Raw genomic sequence first — 16,348 nt, forward strand, 5'->3', positions numbered from 1 at the left:
CTACGCGCCGGCCATGGACGTCAGCCAGTTCGCCAACGCCTCCGCGAGCGCTTCAGGCTGCTCTTCCGGTGTGTGGTGGCCCGCCTTCTCCGGCCGCCGCACCACCTCCAGGGAGGCGAATTCCGCGGCGCACCAGTCGATCATCGACGGCGTCAGCATCGTGTCGAAGCCCGGCTCGAACGTCACCAGCAACTTCGGGACCTCCGGCGAGGACGCCAGCCAGCGGCCGGACGCCTCGATCCGCGCCACCACCTCCGGCGGCTCGCCACCCAGGGGCAGCGAGCGGGCGAACTGCAGCAGCGGGCGGTGGAACGTCGTCGCGTACTCCGGCGGGAGCCCGGCGAGGAACCCGGCCGGAAGCTCGTCCGCTGCCTTGATCGCGCGGAACACCTCCGCCCCCGCCGGCGGGAACTCCTCCCACGTCATCGGCTTCAGGACCGCTTCCGTGAACGCCAGGGCGCGGACCCGCGACGGGTGGCGGGACGCCCAGTCCGCCGCCAGGGCGCCACCCCAGTCGTGGCCGATCAGGACCACGTCGTCCAGGCCGAGGGTGTCGAACCACTCGTCGAGGTGACGCGCGTGGTCGTCGAAGGTGTACCCGATGTCCGGCCTGGGCGAGTCGCCCATGCCGATCAGGTCCGGGGCCAGCAGGCGGCCCGGCAGGAACGGCATCACGTTGCGCCAGAGGGCCGACGACGTCGGGTTGCCGTGCAGCAGAACCACCGGCGGCCCGCTGCCGGCCGAACGGTAGGCGAGGGTCGTCACTTGAACGCCCCCGCGAACCGCGACGCCCACTCCGCGAACGGCCGCGGCGGGCGGCCGAGCACCCGCTCGACGTCCGGGCTCACCCGTTGCTCTTCCGGTGTCGGTGCGCCCAGGATGTCCAGCGTCGCTTCGGCCACGTGCGGCGGCATGAAGCCCAGCATCGCCGCGCGGGCCTCCTCCCGCGTCTGCGGCACGAACCGCACGGGCTCACCCACCGCCTCGCCGATCGCTGCGGCCTGCTCGCGCGGTGAGATCGCCGCCGGGCCGGTCAGCTCGTAGGTCCTGCCTTCGTGCGACGGGTCCAGCAACGCCGCGGCCGCAACCGAAGCGATGTCCTCCGGGTCGATCACCGGCAGGGCCACGTCCGCGAACGGCGCCGCGACCTCGCGCCGGGTCCGCACGCTTTCCGCCCACTGGAAGGCGTTCGACGCGAACCCCGCCGGGCGCAGCACTGTCCACTTCAGACCTGATGCCTGCACCGCCGCTTCGTGCGCCGCCGGGTGACGCCCCGTTCCGACGCCCTGCGAGGACAACAGCACCACCCGTCCGGCCCCGGCCGCCCGGGCCAGCACCGGCTCCAGGGAGCCCTCGAATCCCGGCGGCACCATCAGGAACACCGACGAGACGTCCGAAAAGGACACTGAAGACAGATCTCCCTGCCGCACAACGACTCCCGGCGGCGCCGCGGTGATCCGGCGGGACACCGCCGTCACCTTTTCGCCCGCCTCGGCCAGCATTCGCACCAGCGGTGCTCCGACGTTCCCCGTCGCTCCCACAACCATGATCATGGAATCGACGGTACCTTCCGCGGTATAGTAGGTACCTAGAGGAAAGTATTGGCTGGAGGCGGGAAAGTGACCGAGACCACACCCGAGCAGGCCTGCCCGATCGCCCCGGTGGTGGACATCGTGTTCAGCCGCTGGACCACGCCGATCCTGTGGGCCCTCCACGAGTACGGCCGCCAGCGCTTCGTCGAGCTGCAGCGCCGCATCACGACGATCACGCCGAAGGTGCTCACCCAGCGGCTGCGGCAGCTGGAGCGGGACGGACTGGTCGTGCGGACCTACCACGCCGAGGTGCCGCCGCGGGTGGAGTACGAGATCAGCGAGCTGGGGCGCAGCCTGGGCCCGCTGTTCGCGTCCCTTTCCGAGTGGTCGGGCAACCTCGAAAAGGTCGACGCGGCCCGGCGCAGCTACGACGAGCGCAGCTCGGCCAAGTAGTCCCCGGCCTGCGCCAGGCGGCGTTCTCGTATTCCATACGCACGCCTGGCCGCCGGGCCCGAACTGTGGAGCGGGTGACGGGAATCGAACCCGCGTAGCTAGTTTGGAAGACTAGGGCTCTACCATTGAGCTACACCCGCGCGCCCCCGGAAGTACCCGGGTGCGTCGCTAGCTTAGCGTGACCCGCTAGGCTGGTCACACACCCCCCTGGGGGTGCCGGGATGTGGCGCAGCTTGGTAGCGCATCCGCTTTGGGAGCGGAGGGTCGCAGGTTCAAATCCTGTCATCCCGACCAGAAGGACCCCAGGCCCGGTGAGCAGGCGCTCGCCGGGCCGCCTCAACCGGCCGAAGAGGCGGCGTCGCGCGTCGAAGCGGCGTCGGCCTCCAGCTTCGCCGCGATCACGTCCAGCAGCTTGTCCGTGTCCACCGGCTTCGTGATGTAGTCGTCAGCGCCGCTGGCCAGCGTGCGGGCCCGGTCCTCCGCCGTCGCCTTGGCGGTGACCGCGATCACCGGCAGGTCCGCGTTGGCCGCTTCCGCCCTGATCGCCGCGATCGTGGCGTTGCCGTCCAGCTCCGGCATCATCACGTCCATCAGGACCAGCGCCGTGTCCTCGTTGCGCTCCAAGGCCCGGATTCCGTCCACGCCCGTCTCCGCGTAGATCACCTCCAGGCCCGCCTGTTCCAGGACCGCCGCCAGGGCGAACACGTTGCGAAGGTCGTCGTCCACGATCAGGACCTTCTCGCCGTGGAAGCGCTTCGGCGTCACGTCCGGGGCTGCCACCAGCACCGTGCTCGGCACCGCGGGCAGCCGCGGGGAGGACAGGGCCGTCAGGGCCGGGTCCACCAGGTTGGCCGCCGCCACCGGCAGGTACAGCGTGAACGTCGAGCCGACGCCCGGCTCGCTCACCACCCGGAGCTCGCCCCCGAGGAGCTCGGTGAGCTGCTGGCTGATGTTCAGCCCCAGGCCCGTGCCGCCGTACTTGCGGCTCGTCGTGCCGTCCGCCTGGCGGAACGCCTCGAAGATCACCGCCAGCTTCTCCTCCGGGATGCCGATCCCGGTGTCCTCGACCGCGAAGGCGATGATGCCCGGCGCGTTCCGCAGCGCCTCCTGCTCGACCTCCGCCGGGTCCGCCGCCCGGATGTGCAGGCGGACGCCACCCTCGTCGGTGAACTTCGCCGCGTTCGACAGCAGGTTGCGCAGGATCTGCTGCAGGCGGTGCTCGTCGGTGTGGACGCTGCCGGGCACCGGCGGGTCGATGTGGACGGCGAACTCCAGGCCCTTGTCCGCGGTCAGCGGCCGGCACAGCGACTCGACGTAGTCCACCAGCTCCGGCAGCGTGATGTCGGTCATCTGCAGGTCGAGCCGGCCCGCCTCGACCTTCGCCAGGTCGAGGATGTCGTTGATCAGCTGCTGCAGGTCCGACCCGGCCGCGTAGATCGTCTTCGCGAACTGGATCTGCTTCTCCGTCAGGTTCCCTTCCGGGTTCTCCGACAGCAGCTTCGCCAGGATCAACGCGCTGTTCAGCGGCGTCCGCAGCTCGTGCGACATGTTCGCCATGAACTCGGTCTTGTACTGCGACGCCACCGTCAGCTGCCCGGCGCGCTCCTCCAGCTCCTGGCGGGCCTGCTCGATCTCGCTGTTCTTGACCTCGATATCGCGGTTCTGCTGGGCCAGCAGCGCCGCCTTCTCGGCCAGCTCGGTGTTGGACCGCCGCAGCTCGCCCTGCTGAGCCTGCAGCTGCTCCGACCGGGCCCGCAGCTCCTGGGCCAGCCGCTGCGACTCCGTGAGGAGCGCCTCCGTCCGCGAGTTCGACAGGATCGTGTTCACGTTGACGCCGATGGTGTGCCGCAGCTGTTCCAGCAGGTCCTGGTGGACGGTGCTGAACTCGTTCACCGAGGCCAGCTCCAGCACCCCGAGCACCTCGCCCTGGAACAGCACCGGCAGCACGATCAGGTTCACCGGCGCGGCCGAGCCGAGCCCGGACGAGATCAGCGCGTACTCCGGCGGCGCGTTGTGGACCAGGATCGTGCGCTGGTCGACGGCGGCCTGGCCGATCAGCGACTCGCCCATCGCGAACCGCAGCCCCGCGCGCGACTGCGCGAGCCCGTACGCGGCGATGCACTCCAGCACCGTGCCGTCGCGGTCGTCGTCGCGGGCCAGGAAGAACGCGCCCTGCTGCGCCCGGACCAGGGGAGCCAGCTCGGACAGGATCAGCGCCGCGACCGACGCCAGGTCGCGGTGGCCCTGCATCCGTCCCGACAGCTGCGCGAGGTTGGTCTTCAGCCAGTCCTGCTCGCGGTTGGTCCTCGTCGTCTCCTTGAGGTTCGCGATCATCTGGTTGATGTTGTCCTTGAGGTCCGCGACCTCGCCGGACGCGTCGACCGTGATGTGCCGGGTCAGGTCGCCCGCCGTCACCGCGGTCGCCACCTGTGCGATCGCGCGGACCTGAGTGGTCAGGTTCCCGGCCAGCTGGTTCACGCTTTCGGTGAGCCGCTGCCAGGTGCCCGACACGCCGTCGACCTCGGCCTGGCCGCCCAGCTTGCCCTCGGTGCCGACCTCGCGCGCGACGCGGGTGACCTCGGAGGCGAACGCCGAGAGCTGGTCGACCATCGTGTTCATCGTGGTCTTGAGCTCGAGGATCTCGCCCCGGGCGTCGACGTCGATCTTCTTGGTCAGATCGCCCTTCGCGACCGCCGTCGTCACCTGCGAGATGTTGCGCACCTGGCTGGTCAGGTTGTGCGCCATGAAGTTGACGTTCTCGGTCAGGTCCTTCCAGGTCCCGGCGACGCCGGGGACGCGCGCCTGGCCGCCGAGGATGCCTTCGGTGCCGACCTCGCGGGCGACGCGGGTGACCTCGTCGGCGAACGCGCGCAGCGTCTCGACCATCCCGTTCAGCGTCTCGGCCAGCGCCGCGACCTCGCCCTGGGCCTCGATCCGGATCTTCTTCGACAGGTCGCCGTTGGCCACCGCGCTCGCCACTGTGGCGATGTTCCGGACCTGGTCGGTCAGGTTGTCGGCCATGACGTTGACGTTGTCGGTGAGGTCCTTCCAGGTGCCCGCGACGCCGCGGACGCGCGCCTGGCCGCCGAGGATGCCTTCGGTGCCGACTTCGCGTGCCACTCGGGTGACCTCGTCCGCGAAGGCGGACAGCTGGTCCACCATCGTGTTCAGCGTGGTCTTGAGTTCCAGGATCTCGCCGCGGGCGTCGACGGTGATCTTCTGGGTCAGGTCGCCCTTCGCGACCGCCGCGGTCACCGTGGCGATGTTCCGGACCTGGTCGGTCAGGTTGTTCGCCATCGAGTTGACGTTGTCGGTGAGGTCCTTCCAGGTCCCGGCGACGCCGGGCACGGTGGCCTGGCCGCCGAGCTTGCCTTCGGTGCCGACTTCGCGTGCCACTCGGGTGACCTCGTCCGCGAAGGCGGACAGCTGGTCCACCATCGTGTTCAGCGTGGTCTTGAGTTCCAGGATCTCGCCGCGGGCGTCGACCGCGATCTTCTGGGTCAGGTCGCCGCGCGCGACCGCCGTCGCGACCTGGGCGATGTTGCGGACCTGGGTGGTCAGGTTGTTCGCCATGAAGTTCACCGACCCGGTCAGGTCGCGCCAGGTGCCGGCGACGCCGGGGACCTGCGCCTGGCCACCCAGCTGACCCTCCGTGCCCACCTCGCGCGCCACCCGGGTGACTTCGTCGGCGAACGCCGAAAGCTGGTCCACCATGGTGTTCATGGTCGTCTTGAGCTCGAAGAACTCGCCGCGGGCGTCGACGGTGATCTTCTGGGTCAGGTCGCCCTTCGCCACGGCCGTGGTCACGTGCGAGATGTTGCGGACCTGGTCGGTGAGGTTGTCGGCCATCTGGTTGACCGAGTCGGTGAGGCTGCGCCACGTCCCCGCCGCGCCGGGCACCTCGGCCTGCCCGCCCAGCTTGCCCTCGCTGCCGACCTCGCGCGCCACCCGGGTGACTTCGCCGGCGAACGCCGAGAGCTGGTCGACCATCGTGTTCAGCGTGTTCTTCAGCTGCAGGATCTCACCACGGGCGTCGACGTCGATCTTCTTCGTCAGGTCGCCGCTGGCCACCGCCGTCGCGACCTGCGAAATCCCGCGGACCTGGTCGGTCAGGTTGTCGGCCATCAGGTTGACCGAGTCGGTCAGGTCGCGCCACGTCCCGGCGACGCCCGGCACCTGGGCCTGGCCGCCGAGCTTGCCGTCCGAGCCGACCTCGCGCGAGACGCGGGTGACCTCGTCGGCGAACGCCGAGAGCTGGTCGACCATCGTGTTGATGGTGTTCTTGAGCTCGAGGATCTCGCCGCGGGCGTCGACGTTGATCTTCTGGGTCAGGTCGCCGCGCGCGACGGCCGTGGTGACCTGGGCGATGTTGCGGACCTGCTCGGTGAGGTTGTCGGCCATGAAATTGACCGAGTCGGTCAGGTCGCGCCAGGTGCCCGACACGCCCGGGACGACCGCCTGGCCGCCGAGACGTCCCTCACCCGCGATCTCGCGGGAGAGCCTCGTCACTTCGGCGGCGAAGCGCGACAGCTGCGCGATGAGGCCGTTGACCGTCTTCGCCAGCGTGGCGTACGCGCCCTGCAGCGGGCGCCCGTCCAAGGTCAGCGTCATCGGCTGGGACAGGTCGCCGTCGGCGACCCCGCCGAGCACGCGCTCCAGCTCGATCGCCGGCCGCGTGAGGTCGTCGACCAGGCCGTTCACCGCGTCGACGGCGGTGGTCCAGCCCCCGGGGCCGACCTGGCCTTCGAGGCGTTCGCTGAGCCTGCCTTCCTGGCCGACGGCCGCGCGGACCCGCAGCAGCTCGCTGACCAGCCGCTGGTTGCGCTCGGCGATGTCGTTGAAGGCGACGGCGAGCTGCGCCGAGATGCCGTCGCCGTGCGGGACGAGCCGCCGGCGGAAGTTGCCGTCCCCGAGATCCCGCACCGCCACGAGCACCCGCTCCAGCGCGGCCGCTTCGCTCTGGGATTCCGTTGTCATGTGTGCCGACCCTCTCCACCACGCATGCGCCAGCCATGGTCGTCGACCCAGCGTGCCATGCTTCGCCCTACACTTCGAGCCAGCCCGCCCGCTCACGCGGTAGCCGTGCGACAGCAGTCCGGAGGCAGGAGGTCCGTGCATGGTGTCACGTCCGGCCCCGGCCTCGACGGCCCTGCCGCCGATGGCCGGTGACGGCGGGCCGCCGGGCATCGACGCCTTCACACGGGCGGCCCTCGAAGACGTCCGGGACGCGGTGTTCCTGCAGGACGCCGCCGGGGTGGTGCGCTGGGCGAACCCGGCGGCGCGGGCCCTGACCGGTGACGCCGAGCCGCAGCTGCACTCCTTGTCGGAGACTTCGGGCCAGGTCGAGGTGACCGGCCACCGCCATCCGGCGCGGATCCGCGCCCTGCCCGGCGGCTGGCACGCCTGGACCGTCCCCGCGGAGGACGTCCCGCATCGGCGCGTCGGCGACTTCCTGGCCGAGGCCGGGCCCCGGCTGGCCGCCGCGCGCGGGCGGCACGGCACCGCGCGGGTGATCGCCGAGCTGGCCGCGTCCGCGCTGGCCGAGACCGTGTTCGTGCTGCTGCCGACCACCCGCGGCCGGTGGGAGTGGTGGAGCTGCGAGCGCCCGGCCGCGCCGGGCCACGGCCGGATCCGGCGGGTACCCGCCCAGGTCGCGCCGGTGCTGGCGGCGACGTTCGGCACCGCCGGGCCGCCGCAGCTGGCCCCGGTGCCCGCGGCCGAGGTCGCCACCCTGCCGTCGGTGGTCGCCGACCGGTTCGCCGGGCACGCCGACGTCTCGGTCGTCTCGCTCGGGCCGAGCGCGGGCGCCGGCGTCACCGGTGCGCTGCTGCTGGGCCGCCGCGGCGACCCGGAGTTCGGCGCCGAGCAGGCGCGCGCGGTGGCGGAGTTCGCGCACGCGGCCGGCGTAGCGCTGGCCAACGCCCAGCGCTACGCCCGCCAGGAGGAGGCCACCCGCGGTCTGGAGACGACGCTGCGCCCGGCCGACCCGCCGGAGCTCGACGGGGCCCGCTTCGAGACCTGGTACGAGCCGGCGGGCGGGGTCCTCGCGGTCGGCGGCGACTTCTTCGACGTCCTGCCCCACGACGACGGCAGCGCGTTCCTGGTGCTCGGCGACGTCTGCGGCAAGGGCCCCGAGGCCGCCGCGCTCACCGGCCGGGTCCGGCACGCGCTGACCGCGCTCGCCATGGTCGAACGCGACGGCCGCACGCTGCTGCGGCTGCTCAACGAGCTGCTCATCGCCGGCGGCAGCAGCCGGTTCGCCACCCTCGTCCTGGGCACGGCCCGGCCGTCGGACGGCGGGGTCGGCCTGACGCTGGCTTCGGGCGGCCACCCGGCGCCGCTGATCGTCCGGCGGTCGGGCGTGGTCGAGGAGGTCACGGTGCCGGGCACGCTGGTCGGCATCTCGCCGCAGGCCCGGTTCGCCGAGGCGGAGGTGCGGCTCGAGCGCGGTGACGTCTGCCTGCTGTACACCGACGGCATCACCGAAGCCCGCAACCGCCACGACCCGACGGAACTCTTCGGAGACGACCGGTTGCGCGCCGTGCTCACCGCCGCCGCGGGGGAGCCGGCGCGGGAGATCGTGCGGCGGCTGCGCCAGGCCGTGCGCGACTGGCTCGGCAGCTCGGCGCACGACGATATCGCCGTGCTCGCCGTGGAATGTGGAGAATGACCGGTCAGCGCCGGCGGTACCGCTCCCGTGCCTTCGTGCACACCCGCCAGCAGCCGGTCGTGAAGGCCGTCACGATCAGCAGCTCGTCGCCGACGAGCCAGCCGATGCTCCCGTTGCCGGTGCGCCGCCAGGCGAAGTACGCCGCGGCGGCCGCCAGCACTCCGGTCAGCACCGTGACCAGCACCCGGTGCCGGCCCGACCAGCGGTCGAGCACGATGCCCCGGCGTCTCGCGCCTTCCGACGGGAAGGCGCCGGGATCCTGGTCCTCGGCCAGTTCGTCCAGCCTCACGCGACGGTGGAACATCGGCGTCACCCCCGGCTCGTCCGGTCTCACCGGTACTGCATTCCCGGCGACGGCGGGAACGAATCGCGCTGCCTTCGTGGACTGTCCTTTGTAGACTTGGTTTGACGCCGGGCCGAGGGGGTAATTACCCCCGTGCAATCGGTTTTCCGACGGAGGAGCCCCATGGCGAACGCACTGCAAGGACGCCGGGTCGCGATCCTGGCCGCGGACGGCGTCGAACAGGTCGAGCTGGAGAAGCCGCGCCAGGCCGTCCTCGACGAGGGCGCGACGGTCGAGCTGGTGTCCCTGGACACCGGCGAAATCCAGGCGATGAACGGCGACATCGACAAGGGCGACCGGTTCCCGGTGGACCGGAAGGTCGCCGACGTCGAAATCGGCGACTTCGACGCGCTGCTGCTGCCCGGCGGCACGATGAACCCCGACAACCTGCGCACGGACCCCGCCGCGGTCAAGTTCGCCGGCGACTTCGTGCGGGCCGGCAAGCCGGTCGGGGTGATCTGCCACGGTCCGTGGACGCTCGTCGAGGCGGATGTCGTGCGTGGCCGCACGCTGACGTCGTACCCGAGCATCCGGACGGACCTGCGTAACGCCGGCGCCACGGTCGTCGACGAAGAGGTGGTAGTGGACAACGGACTGGTTTCCAGCCGCAATCCGGACGACCTGCCTGCCTTCTGCCAGGCGGTCGTGCGGGAGTTCGCGGGCTGACCCCCGCGTCCTCTGTGGACGTTCACTCGTCCGTGTCTTAAGTCCCGCTTAAATCTGTTGGCGTTCGGCGTCGCCGCGGAGGACGCTGAGGGTGTGACCAGGATCGCCCGTGGAGAGGAGGTGGACGCGATGACTGTGCACGCAAGGCGCTACGGCCGCTGGTGCCGTGAACACTTCGACGCGATCGCCGCCGAGGGCGTTCCGGCACCCCGGGGCGGCGAGCCCGCCGAGCAGGCCCTGCCCGAACCCGAGCCGGAGCCCGTCCAGCCGGTCGCCGAACAGCCCCGGCTCTGACAGACCCACGAAGAAGGCCTCCCCGGTTCGCCGGGGAGGCCTTCTTCGTGGGTCAGCGGTAGCTGCGCCGGTACCAGACCCGCCGCGGGCCGGGGATGCCGATGCGCGTGATGACGTCGGTCAGGATGGCGCCGATGATGAGCCACAGGACGGCGGCGAGGCCGTCGTTGAGGAACGTCCGCAGCCCCGCCGAGTCCGGCGTGAAGAGGTTCCGCAGGCCGAGCGACACGCCCGCCGACCACTCCGAAATCAGGTGCGCGAACCCGTTCGCCGAGTTCGCCCCGCCCAGCACCAGCACGATGTGCACGGCCAGGACCAGCGCGAACACGGCGCAGACGAGGTGGATGAGGGCGTTGATCGTGCGCACGACCCGGATCCGCGGGTGGGTGCGCTCCACGATCTCTTCGGTGGGTGCGGGCTCGTACGGCGTGCCGTACGGCTCCGGGGGCGGGGGATACGGCATCGTCGGCGCCGTCCTTTCGACTGTCCGATGTGGACGTATCTGGGCGAACAGGGGCAATGCCGGGGAATACCCGTCACCCGGGTGAGCGAACCGGGTGTTCCGTAAACTTCCCTGAGCTGGGGCGTTATGGGGTATTTTGGGGAATATGGCGCAGGACGTGTTCTCGGTGGAGCAGGTCGCCGCGAAGCTCGGTTTGCACGTCCGGACGGTCCGGAAGTACGTGCGGGACGGGCGGTTGCAGGCGGTCCGGATCGGCAAGCAGTACCGGATCACCGCGGCCGATTTCGAGGCGTTCACGGGCCTGCCGATCGCGGGAGGGCCCGCGGCTGAGCTCTCGGGGGTGGTCGAGATCGCGGGCATCGACCGGCCGGCGGCCGACCGGCTCGCGGCCATGGTCGCGGGTTCGAGCGGGCCGTTGCGCGTGGAGACCATCCATGACGGGGAGCGCGCGACGATGAAGATCATCGTGCTCGGCGATTTGGCCGCCGGAGCCGATCTGCTGCGCCGGGTCGCCTCGGTTGCCGAGAACCTGAGCTGACCACGGCCCGATCGGAGCCGGTGCCGGGTTGGTGGCCGGTCGGCGAAGTCCGGATCCGAAGGGCTGAGGGTGCGCATGTGGGGGACGAGCCCGCCGAGTTGGTAGCCGGCCCGCCGGAGTCCGGGGTCGGTTGAGTCGCGGGGCGCCTGGTTGAGGGCTGGGCGAGCCCACCCGGCCGGTGGCCGGTCGGCGAAGTCCGGGGTCGGTTGAGTCGCGGGGCGCCTGGTTGAGGGCTGGGCGAGCCCACCTGGCCGGTGGCCGGTCGGCGAAGTCCGGGGTCGGTTGAGTCGCGGGGTGCGCCTGGCGAGGGTGGGCGCGCCCACCGAGTTGGCGGCCGGCTCGGCCGAGTCCGGATCCGGCGGGGCTGGTGCGCGCCTGGGTGCGGCCGATCCGGTGAAGCCCGGCCCCGGCCGGCCGCACCGCGCTGAGCCACGCGGGGCAACTCCCGCGGACCGCAGCAACCCCGCCCCGGGCAGGACGTCCAGGTGATCATGACAACTCCCCGGCGCTGTGCGCTGCTGGTGTCCGTCCTCGCCCTCCTGGCCGCGTTCGCCTCGCCCGCGGCCGCCGGTACCGGTGTCCCGGCCGGCTTCCGGCCCGCCTCGACCAGCTGGACCGGCCCCGCCACCGGCTACGTCCTCGGGTATTGGCCCTGTGCCAAGGCGTGGTGCCCCGCGCTGCTCGGCACCACCGACGGCGGACAGCACTGGCGCCGGCTGGGGACGCCGTCCATGCCCCTGCCCGACAACCACAACCACGTCGCGCTGACCGCCGTCGGCGATCGGGTCGCCTACGTCAGCGATGGTGTCCACGTGCGTGCCACCCGCGACGGCGGTGCCACCTGGTACCCGGTCACCCTGGCCGGTGCGCGGGAGCCGTATTACCTCTCCAAGATCGCCGAAACCGGCGGTCGCGTCTTCGCCGTGCTGACCACCTACGGCGAGGGCCGTGGCTCCACGCGGCTGTACTCGGCGACCGCCGGCTCGCCGGCGCTGCTGCCGGTGCCCGGGTTCGCCGCCACCGGTGGGCTCACCTACGGGGACCTGGCCGTCGGCGGTGGCCTGCAGGTTGCGCTCGGCGCCGACTACGGCACCGAGAAGTACTGGACCTCGCCCGACGGCGTCCGGTTCACCCCGGCCGCTCCGCCGTGCCCCGGCGGGGAGGTCGCCTCGCTCGCCGGCGTCCGGGACCGGCAGGTCGTGGCCCTGTGCAGCAGCAGCCCCGGCACGCCGCAGCCCGGCTCGACCGAGCGGCAGCTGCGGCACGCGCCGCAGCTCGGCGGGACGTTCAGCGGGACCGCTGCCGCCCCCTTCACCGGGATCAACCAGGGCTTCGCCGCCGCCTCGCCGTCCTCCGCGACGGTCGCGGCCGTCGGCGGGGGCGTCGGGTTCCTGCACCACACGGCCGACGGTGGTCGCACCTGGACGACGCTCGCGCTGTCCGACCGCGGCCTCGCGCTCACCGATCTCGACTTCCCCGGCCGGGACACCGGCGTCGTCGTCGACGGTCAGCCGGACGCCGACGGTGGTTCCGCGGTGTACCGGACCACGGATGGGGGACACACCTGGCGGGAGCTGCGTTTCAGGTAGTTCTCCCTGGCAGGTAAGGCCCTTCGGCCCGGTTCACTTGGTGCACCGCATGTCGTAGGCTGAGCACTGTCCGTTGCCGGACAGGCGGGCGAGCCCGGGCAGGGGCGGCGTCCGCCACCGACGAGTGGGAGAACAGCCGATGACGCCTGGCGACCTGCGGTCCGGAACCGAGGGTGGTGCGGCCGCTCTCGATTTCAGCAAGGCGAGCCTGGCGCGGCTGTCCGACGCACTGCTCGGCGGCCACGACCACTACGAGGTCGACCGCGAAGCGATGCGGCGGTTGCTGGCCATCGCGCCCGGCGCCCGCGCGATGGCGAAGGAACACCGCGACTGGCTGGTGCGCGCGGTGCGGTTCCTGGCCGGCAAACGCGGCATCGACCAGTTCCTCGATCTCGGTTCCGGCATGCCGACCGCGGAAAACACCCACGAGGTGGCGCAGCGGTACAACCCGGACGCCCAGGTCGTGTACGTCGACAACGACCCGGTGGTGCAGGTGCACGGCCGGGCGCTGCTCGAGGAGAACTACTTGACCCACGTGACGGGCGCCGACCTGACACGCCCGGCCGAGACGCTCGCCGACGAGGTCGTCAAGGAATACCTCGACTTCACCCGTCCGGTGGCGCTGATCCTCACCTCGATCGTCCACCACATCGACGACTACGACCGCGCGCGGGCGATCGTCGCGGAGTACGTCGCGGCCCTCGCCCCCGGGTCGTACCTGCTGCTCACGCACAACTTCGACCCGGAAGAGGACTCCCCGCGCCAGGAGCTGGCGCGGCTGCTGGAGACCAGCTTCCAAGGCACCGGGCTGGGCAGCGTCTACCGCACGCGCGAGCAGATCGCCGGCTTCTTCGAAGGCACCGAGCTGCTGCGGCCGGGGCTGGTGTACCTGCACGAGTGGTGGCCGGACGGCCCCCGCCTGCACCAGCTGGGTGAACTGAACTTCCTGACCCTCGGCGGAGTCGCCCGCAAGCAGTGACCCCGCCGAGGCCCGGGATCAGGCGGCGTTGAAGGTGTCCGGGTCGGGGCCGGTGCGCTCGCCGCGGTCCAGCGGCGTCAGCGAGTCCACTTCCTCCTCCGTGAGGGTGAACCCGAACAGGTCGAAGTTTTCCTCGATCCGGGACGGGGTCACCGACTTCGGGATCACGACGTTGCCCAGCTGCAAATGCCAGCGCAGGACGATCTGCGCGGGCGTGCGGCTGTGCTTCACCGCGAGCTCGGCGACCACCGGGTCGCCGAGCAGGCTCCCGCCCTTGGCGAGCGGGCTCCACGCCTCCGTCGCGATGCCGTTCTTCGTGTCGAACTCGCGCAGCTCCGCCTGCTGCAGGTACGGGTGCAGCTCGACCTGGTTGACCGCCGGGACGACGTTCGCCGCGTCCATCAGCCGTTCGAGGTGTGCGGGCTGGAAGTTGGACACGCCGATCGCGCGGACGCGGCCGTCGGCGTACAGCTTCTCGAACGCCTTCCACGTGTCGAGGAACTTGTCGCGCTTCGGCGTCGGCCAGTGGATCAGGTAGAGGTCCAGCTGCTCCAAGCCGAGCCTGGCCATGCTGTCGTCGAACGCCTTCAGCGTCGAGTCGTAGCCCTGGGCGGAGTTCCACAGCTTGGTCGTGACGAACAGCTCGTCGCGGGCGACGCCGGACTCGGCGATCGCCTGGCCGACCCCCTTTTCGTTGCCGTAGACGGCGGCGGTGTCGATGCTGCGGTAACCCGCTTCGATGGCGGTCTTCACGGCGGTGGCGGTCTCGTCGTCCGGGACCTGGAACACGCCGTAGCCGAGTTGCGGCATCCGCACGCCGTTGTTGAGTTCGATCACGGGCACGCTGGTCACGAGGGTTCCTTTCGGTGGGTGGTTCATCGGGCGGGTACCCGTTCCCCGGCTGCGAAACTAGCCGGGGCCTTGCGGTCGAGCAGTCCGGAGACGAGCGCCACGGCGAGGCCGGCCGCGGCGAGCACGGCGCCGATCCAGTTGGGGGCGGTGTAGCCGAGGCCGGCGTCGATCGCCTGGCCGCCGAGCCACGCGCCGCCGGCGTTGCCGAGGTTGAACGCGGCGATGTTCGCCGCCGACGCCAGCGCGGGCGCGCCTTCGGCCTTGGCCAGCACGCGGGCCTGCAGCGGCGGCACGGTGGCGAACCCGGCCGCGCCGAACAGCGCGATGGTGATCGCGGCCGGCACGCGGGCGTGCGCGGTGAACACGAACGCCACCAGCACGAGCGCCAGCGCGGCGAGGATGACGTACAGGCTCGGCATAAGGTTGCGGTCCGCGGCCTTCCCGCCGAGCAGGTTGCCGGCGAACAGGCCGGCGCCGAACAGCACGAGCAGCCAGGTGACGGCGCCGTCGGAGAAGCCGGCGACCTCGGTCATCATCGGCGCGATGTAGGTGAAGGACGCGAACACGCCGGCGAAGCCGAGCGCGGTCATGGCCAGCGCGAGCCACACCTGCGGGCGGCGGAACACGGCGAGCTCGCCGCGCAGGCCGGCGCCCGGCTCCGGGGCCTGGTGCGGCACCAGCGCGAGGATGCCGATCGCCCCGGCGACCCCGAGCGCGCTGACCACCCAGAACGTCGACCGCCAGCCGAACGCCTGGCCGAGCGCGGTGCCGGCGGGCACGCCGAGGACGTTCGCCACGGTCAGGCCGGTGAACATCAGCGCGATCGCGCCGGCCTGCTTGGCCGGCGCGACCAGCGACGCGGCGACGACCGAGCCGACGCCGAAGAAGGCGCCGTGGCTCAGCGCGGCGACGACCCGGCCGGTCATCAGCAGGCCGTAGGTCGGCGCCAGCGCCGAGAGCACGTTTCCGGCGATGAACAGGCCCATCAGGGCGACCAGGACGGTCTTGCGCGGCACGCGCGAAGCGAGCGCGGTGAGCAGGGGAGCACCGACGACGACACCGAGCGCGTAGCCGGAGATGAGCAGGCCTGCGGACGGGATCGACACGCCGAAGCCGGCTGCGACCTCGGGCAGCAGGCCCATGATCACGAACTCGGTGGTGCCGATCCCGAAAGCGCTGATCGCCAGTGCGAGCAGAGCGGCGGGCATGGAGTTCCTTCTTTCCGGGGTAGACTGAAGAGCGTCAGCAACTACAAGCGTCCGAGATAGTTGCAGACGCCGTATATTGCACAAGCTTGCGACTTGGCGGGCTCCCCGCGCAAGCCGGGAAGGGGTGAACCGTGTCACTGGACGACGACGCCGTCGAAGCCCGCGCGCAGGGCTGGCGGACGCTGGCCGCGCTCCACGCGCGGATCGAGGACCGGCTGCAGCGCGCGCTCGAACGCGACCACGAGCTGTCGGTGAGCGAGTACACGGTGCTGGACGTGCTGGCCCGCCAGGACGGCTTCCACCTCCGGATGAACCAGCTCGCCAACGCGGTGGTCCTCAGCCAGTCGGCGACCACGCGCCTGGTGACCCGGCTGGAGGGCCGCGGGCTGCTGGCCCGCTACCTGTGCGCGGACGACCGCCGCGGCATCTACACGGAGGTGACGCCGGCGGGCCAGGCCCTCCTGACGGCGGCCCGCCCGACGCACGACACCGCGTTGGCGGAAGCCCTGGCCGAGGCGGAGACCCTGCCGGAACTCTCGCCGCTCGTCGCCGCCCTCGGCACGCTCAGCTTCCGCGGCGCCTCGGCCTGACCCCAAGCGCCCCAATGTGGTGTTGGGTGCGCATGACTTGCGCCGCACCGGACGCAAGCTGGCGAAAGTTTCCGCGCGCGGCGGAAACTTTCGCGCCCCCCGCCGGGAACCGCTGCGCCACACGGGCTTCCGGAGGTCTCGTTCGGCGGCGGGATTACGGCGGCCGCGCGC

Annotated in this window: 15 protein-coding genes and 2 tRNA genes; 9 read left to right on the forward strand and 8 right to left on the reverse strand. The window is 71.5% G+C overall.

Annotated features, from left to right (window positions below; translation table 11 throughout):
• Both AB0J55_RS25905 and AB0J55_RS25910 read right to left on the reverse strand, forming a co-directional pair.
• Positions 1 to 765: an alpha/beta fold hydrolase gene (locus tag AB0J55_RS25905; protein WP_364253427.1), complete on the reverse strand. Its 765-nt coding sequence runs from the start codon at positions 763 to 765 to the stop codon at positions 1 to 3.
• On the reverse strand, positions 762 to 1,553 hold the full coding sequence (locus AB0J55_RS25910) for an NAD(P)H-binding protein (protein ID WP_364253430.1): 792 nt from the start codon (positions 1,551 to 1,553) through the stop codon (positions 762 to 764). The genes AB0J55_RS25905 and AB0J55_RS25910 overlap by 4 nt, the downstream gene beginning before the upstream one ends.
• 66 nt (positions 1,554 to 1,619) lie before the next feature.
• Here AB0J55_RS25910 and AB0J55_RS25915 point away from each other — a divergent pair, with 66 nt between their 5' ends.
• Positions 1,620 to 1,985, forward strand: coding sequence for a helix-turn-helix domain-containing protein (locus tag AB0J55_RS25915; RefSeq protein WP_364253433.1), 366 nt, complete (start codon positions 1,620 to 1,622; stop codon positions 1,983 to 1,985).
• Between the two features lie 66 nt (positions 1,986 to 2,051).
• Here the strand turns inward: AB0J55_RS25915 and AB0J55_RS25920 are convergent.
• A tRNA-Gly gene (locus tag AB0J55_RS25920) sits at positions 2,052 to 2,125 on the reverse strand.
• Between the two features lie 77 nt (positions 2,126 to 2,202).
• Here AB0J55_RS25920 and AB0J55_RS25925 point away from each other — a divergent pair.
• Positions 2,203 to 2,279 (forward strand) — tRNA-Pro (locus AB0J55_RS25925).
• A gap of 42 nt (positions 2,280 to 2,321) precedes the next feature.
• Here the strand turns inward: AB0J55_RS25925 and AB0J55_RS25930 are convergent.
• Positions 2,322 to 6,962, reverse strand: coding sequence for a HAMP domain-containing protein (locus tag AB0J55_RS25930; RefSeq protein ID WP_364253436.1), 4,641 nt, complete (start codon positions 6,960 to 6,962; stop codon positions 2,322 to 2,324).
• Positions 6,963 to 7,101: 139 nt separating this feature from the next.
• Between AB0J55_RS25930 and AB0J55_RS25935 the strand changes: the two genes are divergently transcribed.
• Entirely contained in the window at positions 7,102 to 8,655 is a 1,554-nt protein-coding gene (locus tag AB0J55_RS25935) for a SpoIIE family protein phosphatase (RefSeq protein WP_364253439.1), read from the forward strand.
• Between the two features lie 4 nt (positions 8,656 to 8,659).
• Here the strand turns inward: AB0J55_RS25935 and AB0J55_RS25940 are convergent, their stop codons facing one another.
• Positions 8,660 to 8,944 carry a hypothetical protein gene (locus tag AB0J55_RS25940; protein ID WP_364253442.1) on the reverse strand — a complete coding sequence of 95 codons (285 nt, stop codon included), beginning with the start codon at positions 8,942 to 8,944 and terminating at the stop codon, positions 8,660 to 8,662.
• Positions 8,945 to 9,121: 177 nt separating this feature from the next.
• On the opposite strand from AB0J55_RS25940, the gene AB0J55_RS25945 reads away from it, so the two are divergent.
• Positions 9,122 to 9,664, forward strand: a complete 543-nt coding sequence (locus AB0J55_RS25945; protein WP_364253444.1) for a type 1 glutamine amidotransferase domain-containing protein — start codon at positions 9,122 to 9,124, stop codon at positions 9,662 to 9,664.
• Positions 9,665 to 9,793: 129 nt separating this feature from the next.
• Positions 9,794 to 9,958, forward strand: a complete 165-nt coding sequence (locus tag AB0J55_RS25950; RefSeq protein ID WP_364253447.1) for a hypothetical protein — start codon at positions 9,794 to 9,796, stop codon at positions 9,956 to 9,958.
• Between the two features lie 52 nt (positions 9,959 to 10,010).
• Here AB0J55_RS25950 and AB0J55_RS25955 read toward each other — a convergent pair whose 3' ends face one another.
• A complete protein-coding gene (locus AB0J55_RS25955; protein ID WP_364253450.1) occupies positions 10,011 to 10,421 on the reverse strand; it encodes a hypothetical protein in 411 nt (136 codons plus the stop codon).
• A gap of 145 nt (positions 10,422 to 10,566) precedes the next feature.
• Between AB0J55_RS25955 and AB0J55_RS25960 the strand changes: the two genes are divergently transcribed.
• The 3 genes from AB0J55_RS25960 (at position 10,567) to AB0J55_RS25970 (ending at position 13,527) form a co-directional block, all read left to right on the forward strand.
• Entirely contained in the window at positions 10,567 to 10,959 is a 393-nt protein-coding gene (locus tag AB0J55_RS25960) for a helix-turn-helix domain-containing protein (RefSeq protein ID WP_364253453.1), read from the forward strand.
• 491 nt (positions 10,960 to 11,450) lie between these two features.
• Positions 11,451 to 12,548: a hypothetical protein gene (locus AB0J55_RS25965; RefSeq protein ID WP_364253456.1), complete on the forward strand. Its 1,098-nt coding sequence runs from the start codon at positions 11,451 to 11,453 to the stop codon at positions 12,546 to 12,548.
• A gap of 139 nt (positions 12,549 to 12,687) precedes the next feature.
• Complete coding sequence (locus AB0J55_RS25970; protein WP_364253459.1) at positions 12,688 to 13,527, forward strand: SAM-dependent methyltransferase; 840 nt, start codon at positions 12,688 to 12,690, stop codon at positions 13,525 to 13,527.
• Between the two features lie 18 nt (positions 13,528 to 13,545).
• Here the strand turns inward: AB0J55_RS25970 and AB0J55_RS25975 are convergent, their stop codons facing one another.
• Together AB0J55_RS25975 and AB0J55_RS25980 are read right to left on the reverse strand one after the other, a co-directional pair.
• A complete protein-coding gene (locus AB0J55_RS25975) occupies positions 13,546 to 14,379 on the reverse strand; it encodes an aldo/keto reductase (RefSeq protein ID WP_364253462.1) in 834 nt (277 codons plus the stop codon).
• Positions 14,380 to 14,402: 23 nt separating this feature from the next.
• A complete protein-coding gene (locus AB0J55_RS25980) occupies positions 14,403 to 15,587 on the reverse strand; it encodes an MFS transporter (protein WP_364253465.1) in 1,185 nt (394 codons plus the stop codon).
• A 131-nt stretch (positions 15,588 to 15,718) separates the two neighbouring features.
• Between AB0J55_RS25980 and AB0J55_RS25985 the strand changes: the two genes are divergently transcribed.
• Complete coding sequence (locus AB0J55_RS25985; protein WP_033261151.1) at positions 15,719 to 16,177, forward strand: MarR family transcriptional regulator; 459 nt, start codon at positions 15,719 to 15,721, stop codon at positions 16,175 to 16,177.
• The last annotated feature ends 171 nt before the right edge of the window (positions 16,178 to 16,348 follow it).

This window comes from Amycolatopsis sp. NPDC049688 (assembly GCF_040674975.1).
Taxonomy (GTDB): domain Bacteria; phylum Actinomycetota; class Actinomycetes; order Mycobacteriales; family Pseudonocardiaceae; genus Amycolatopsis.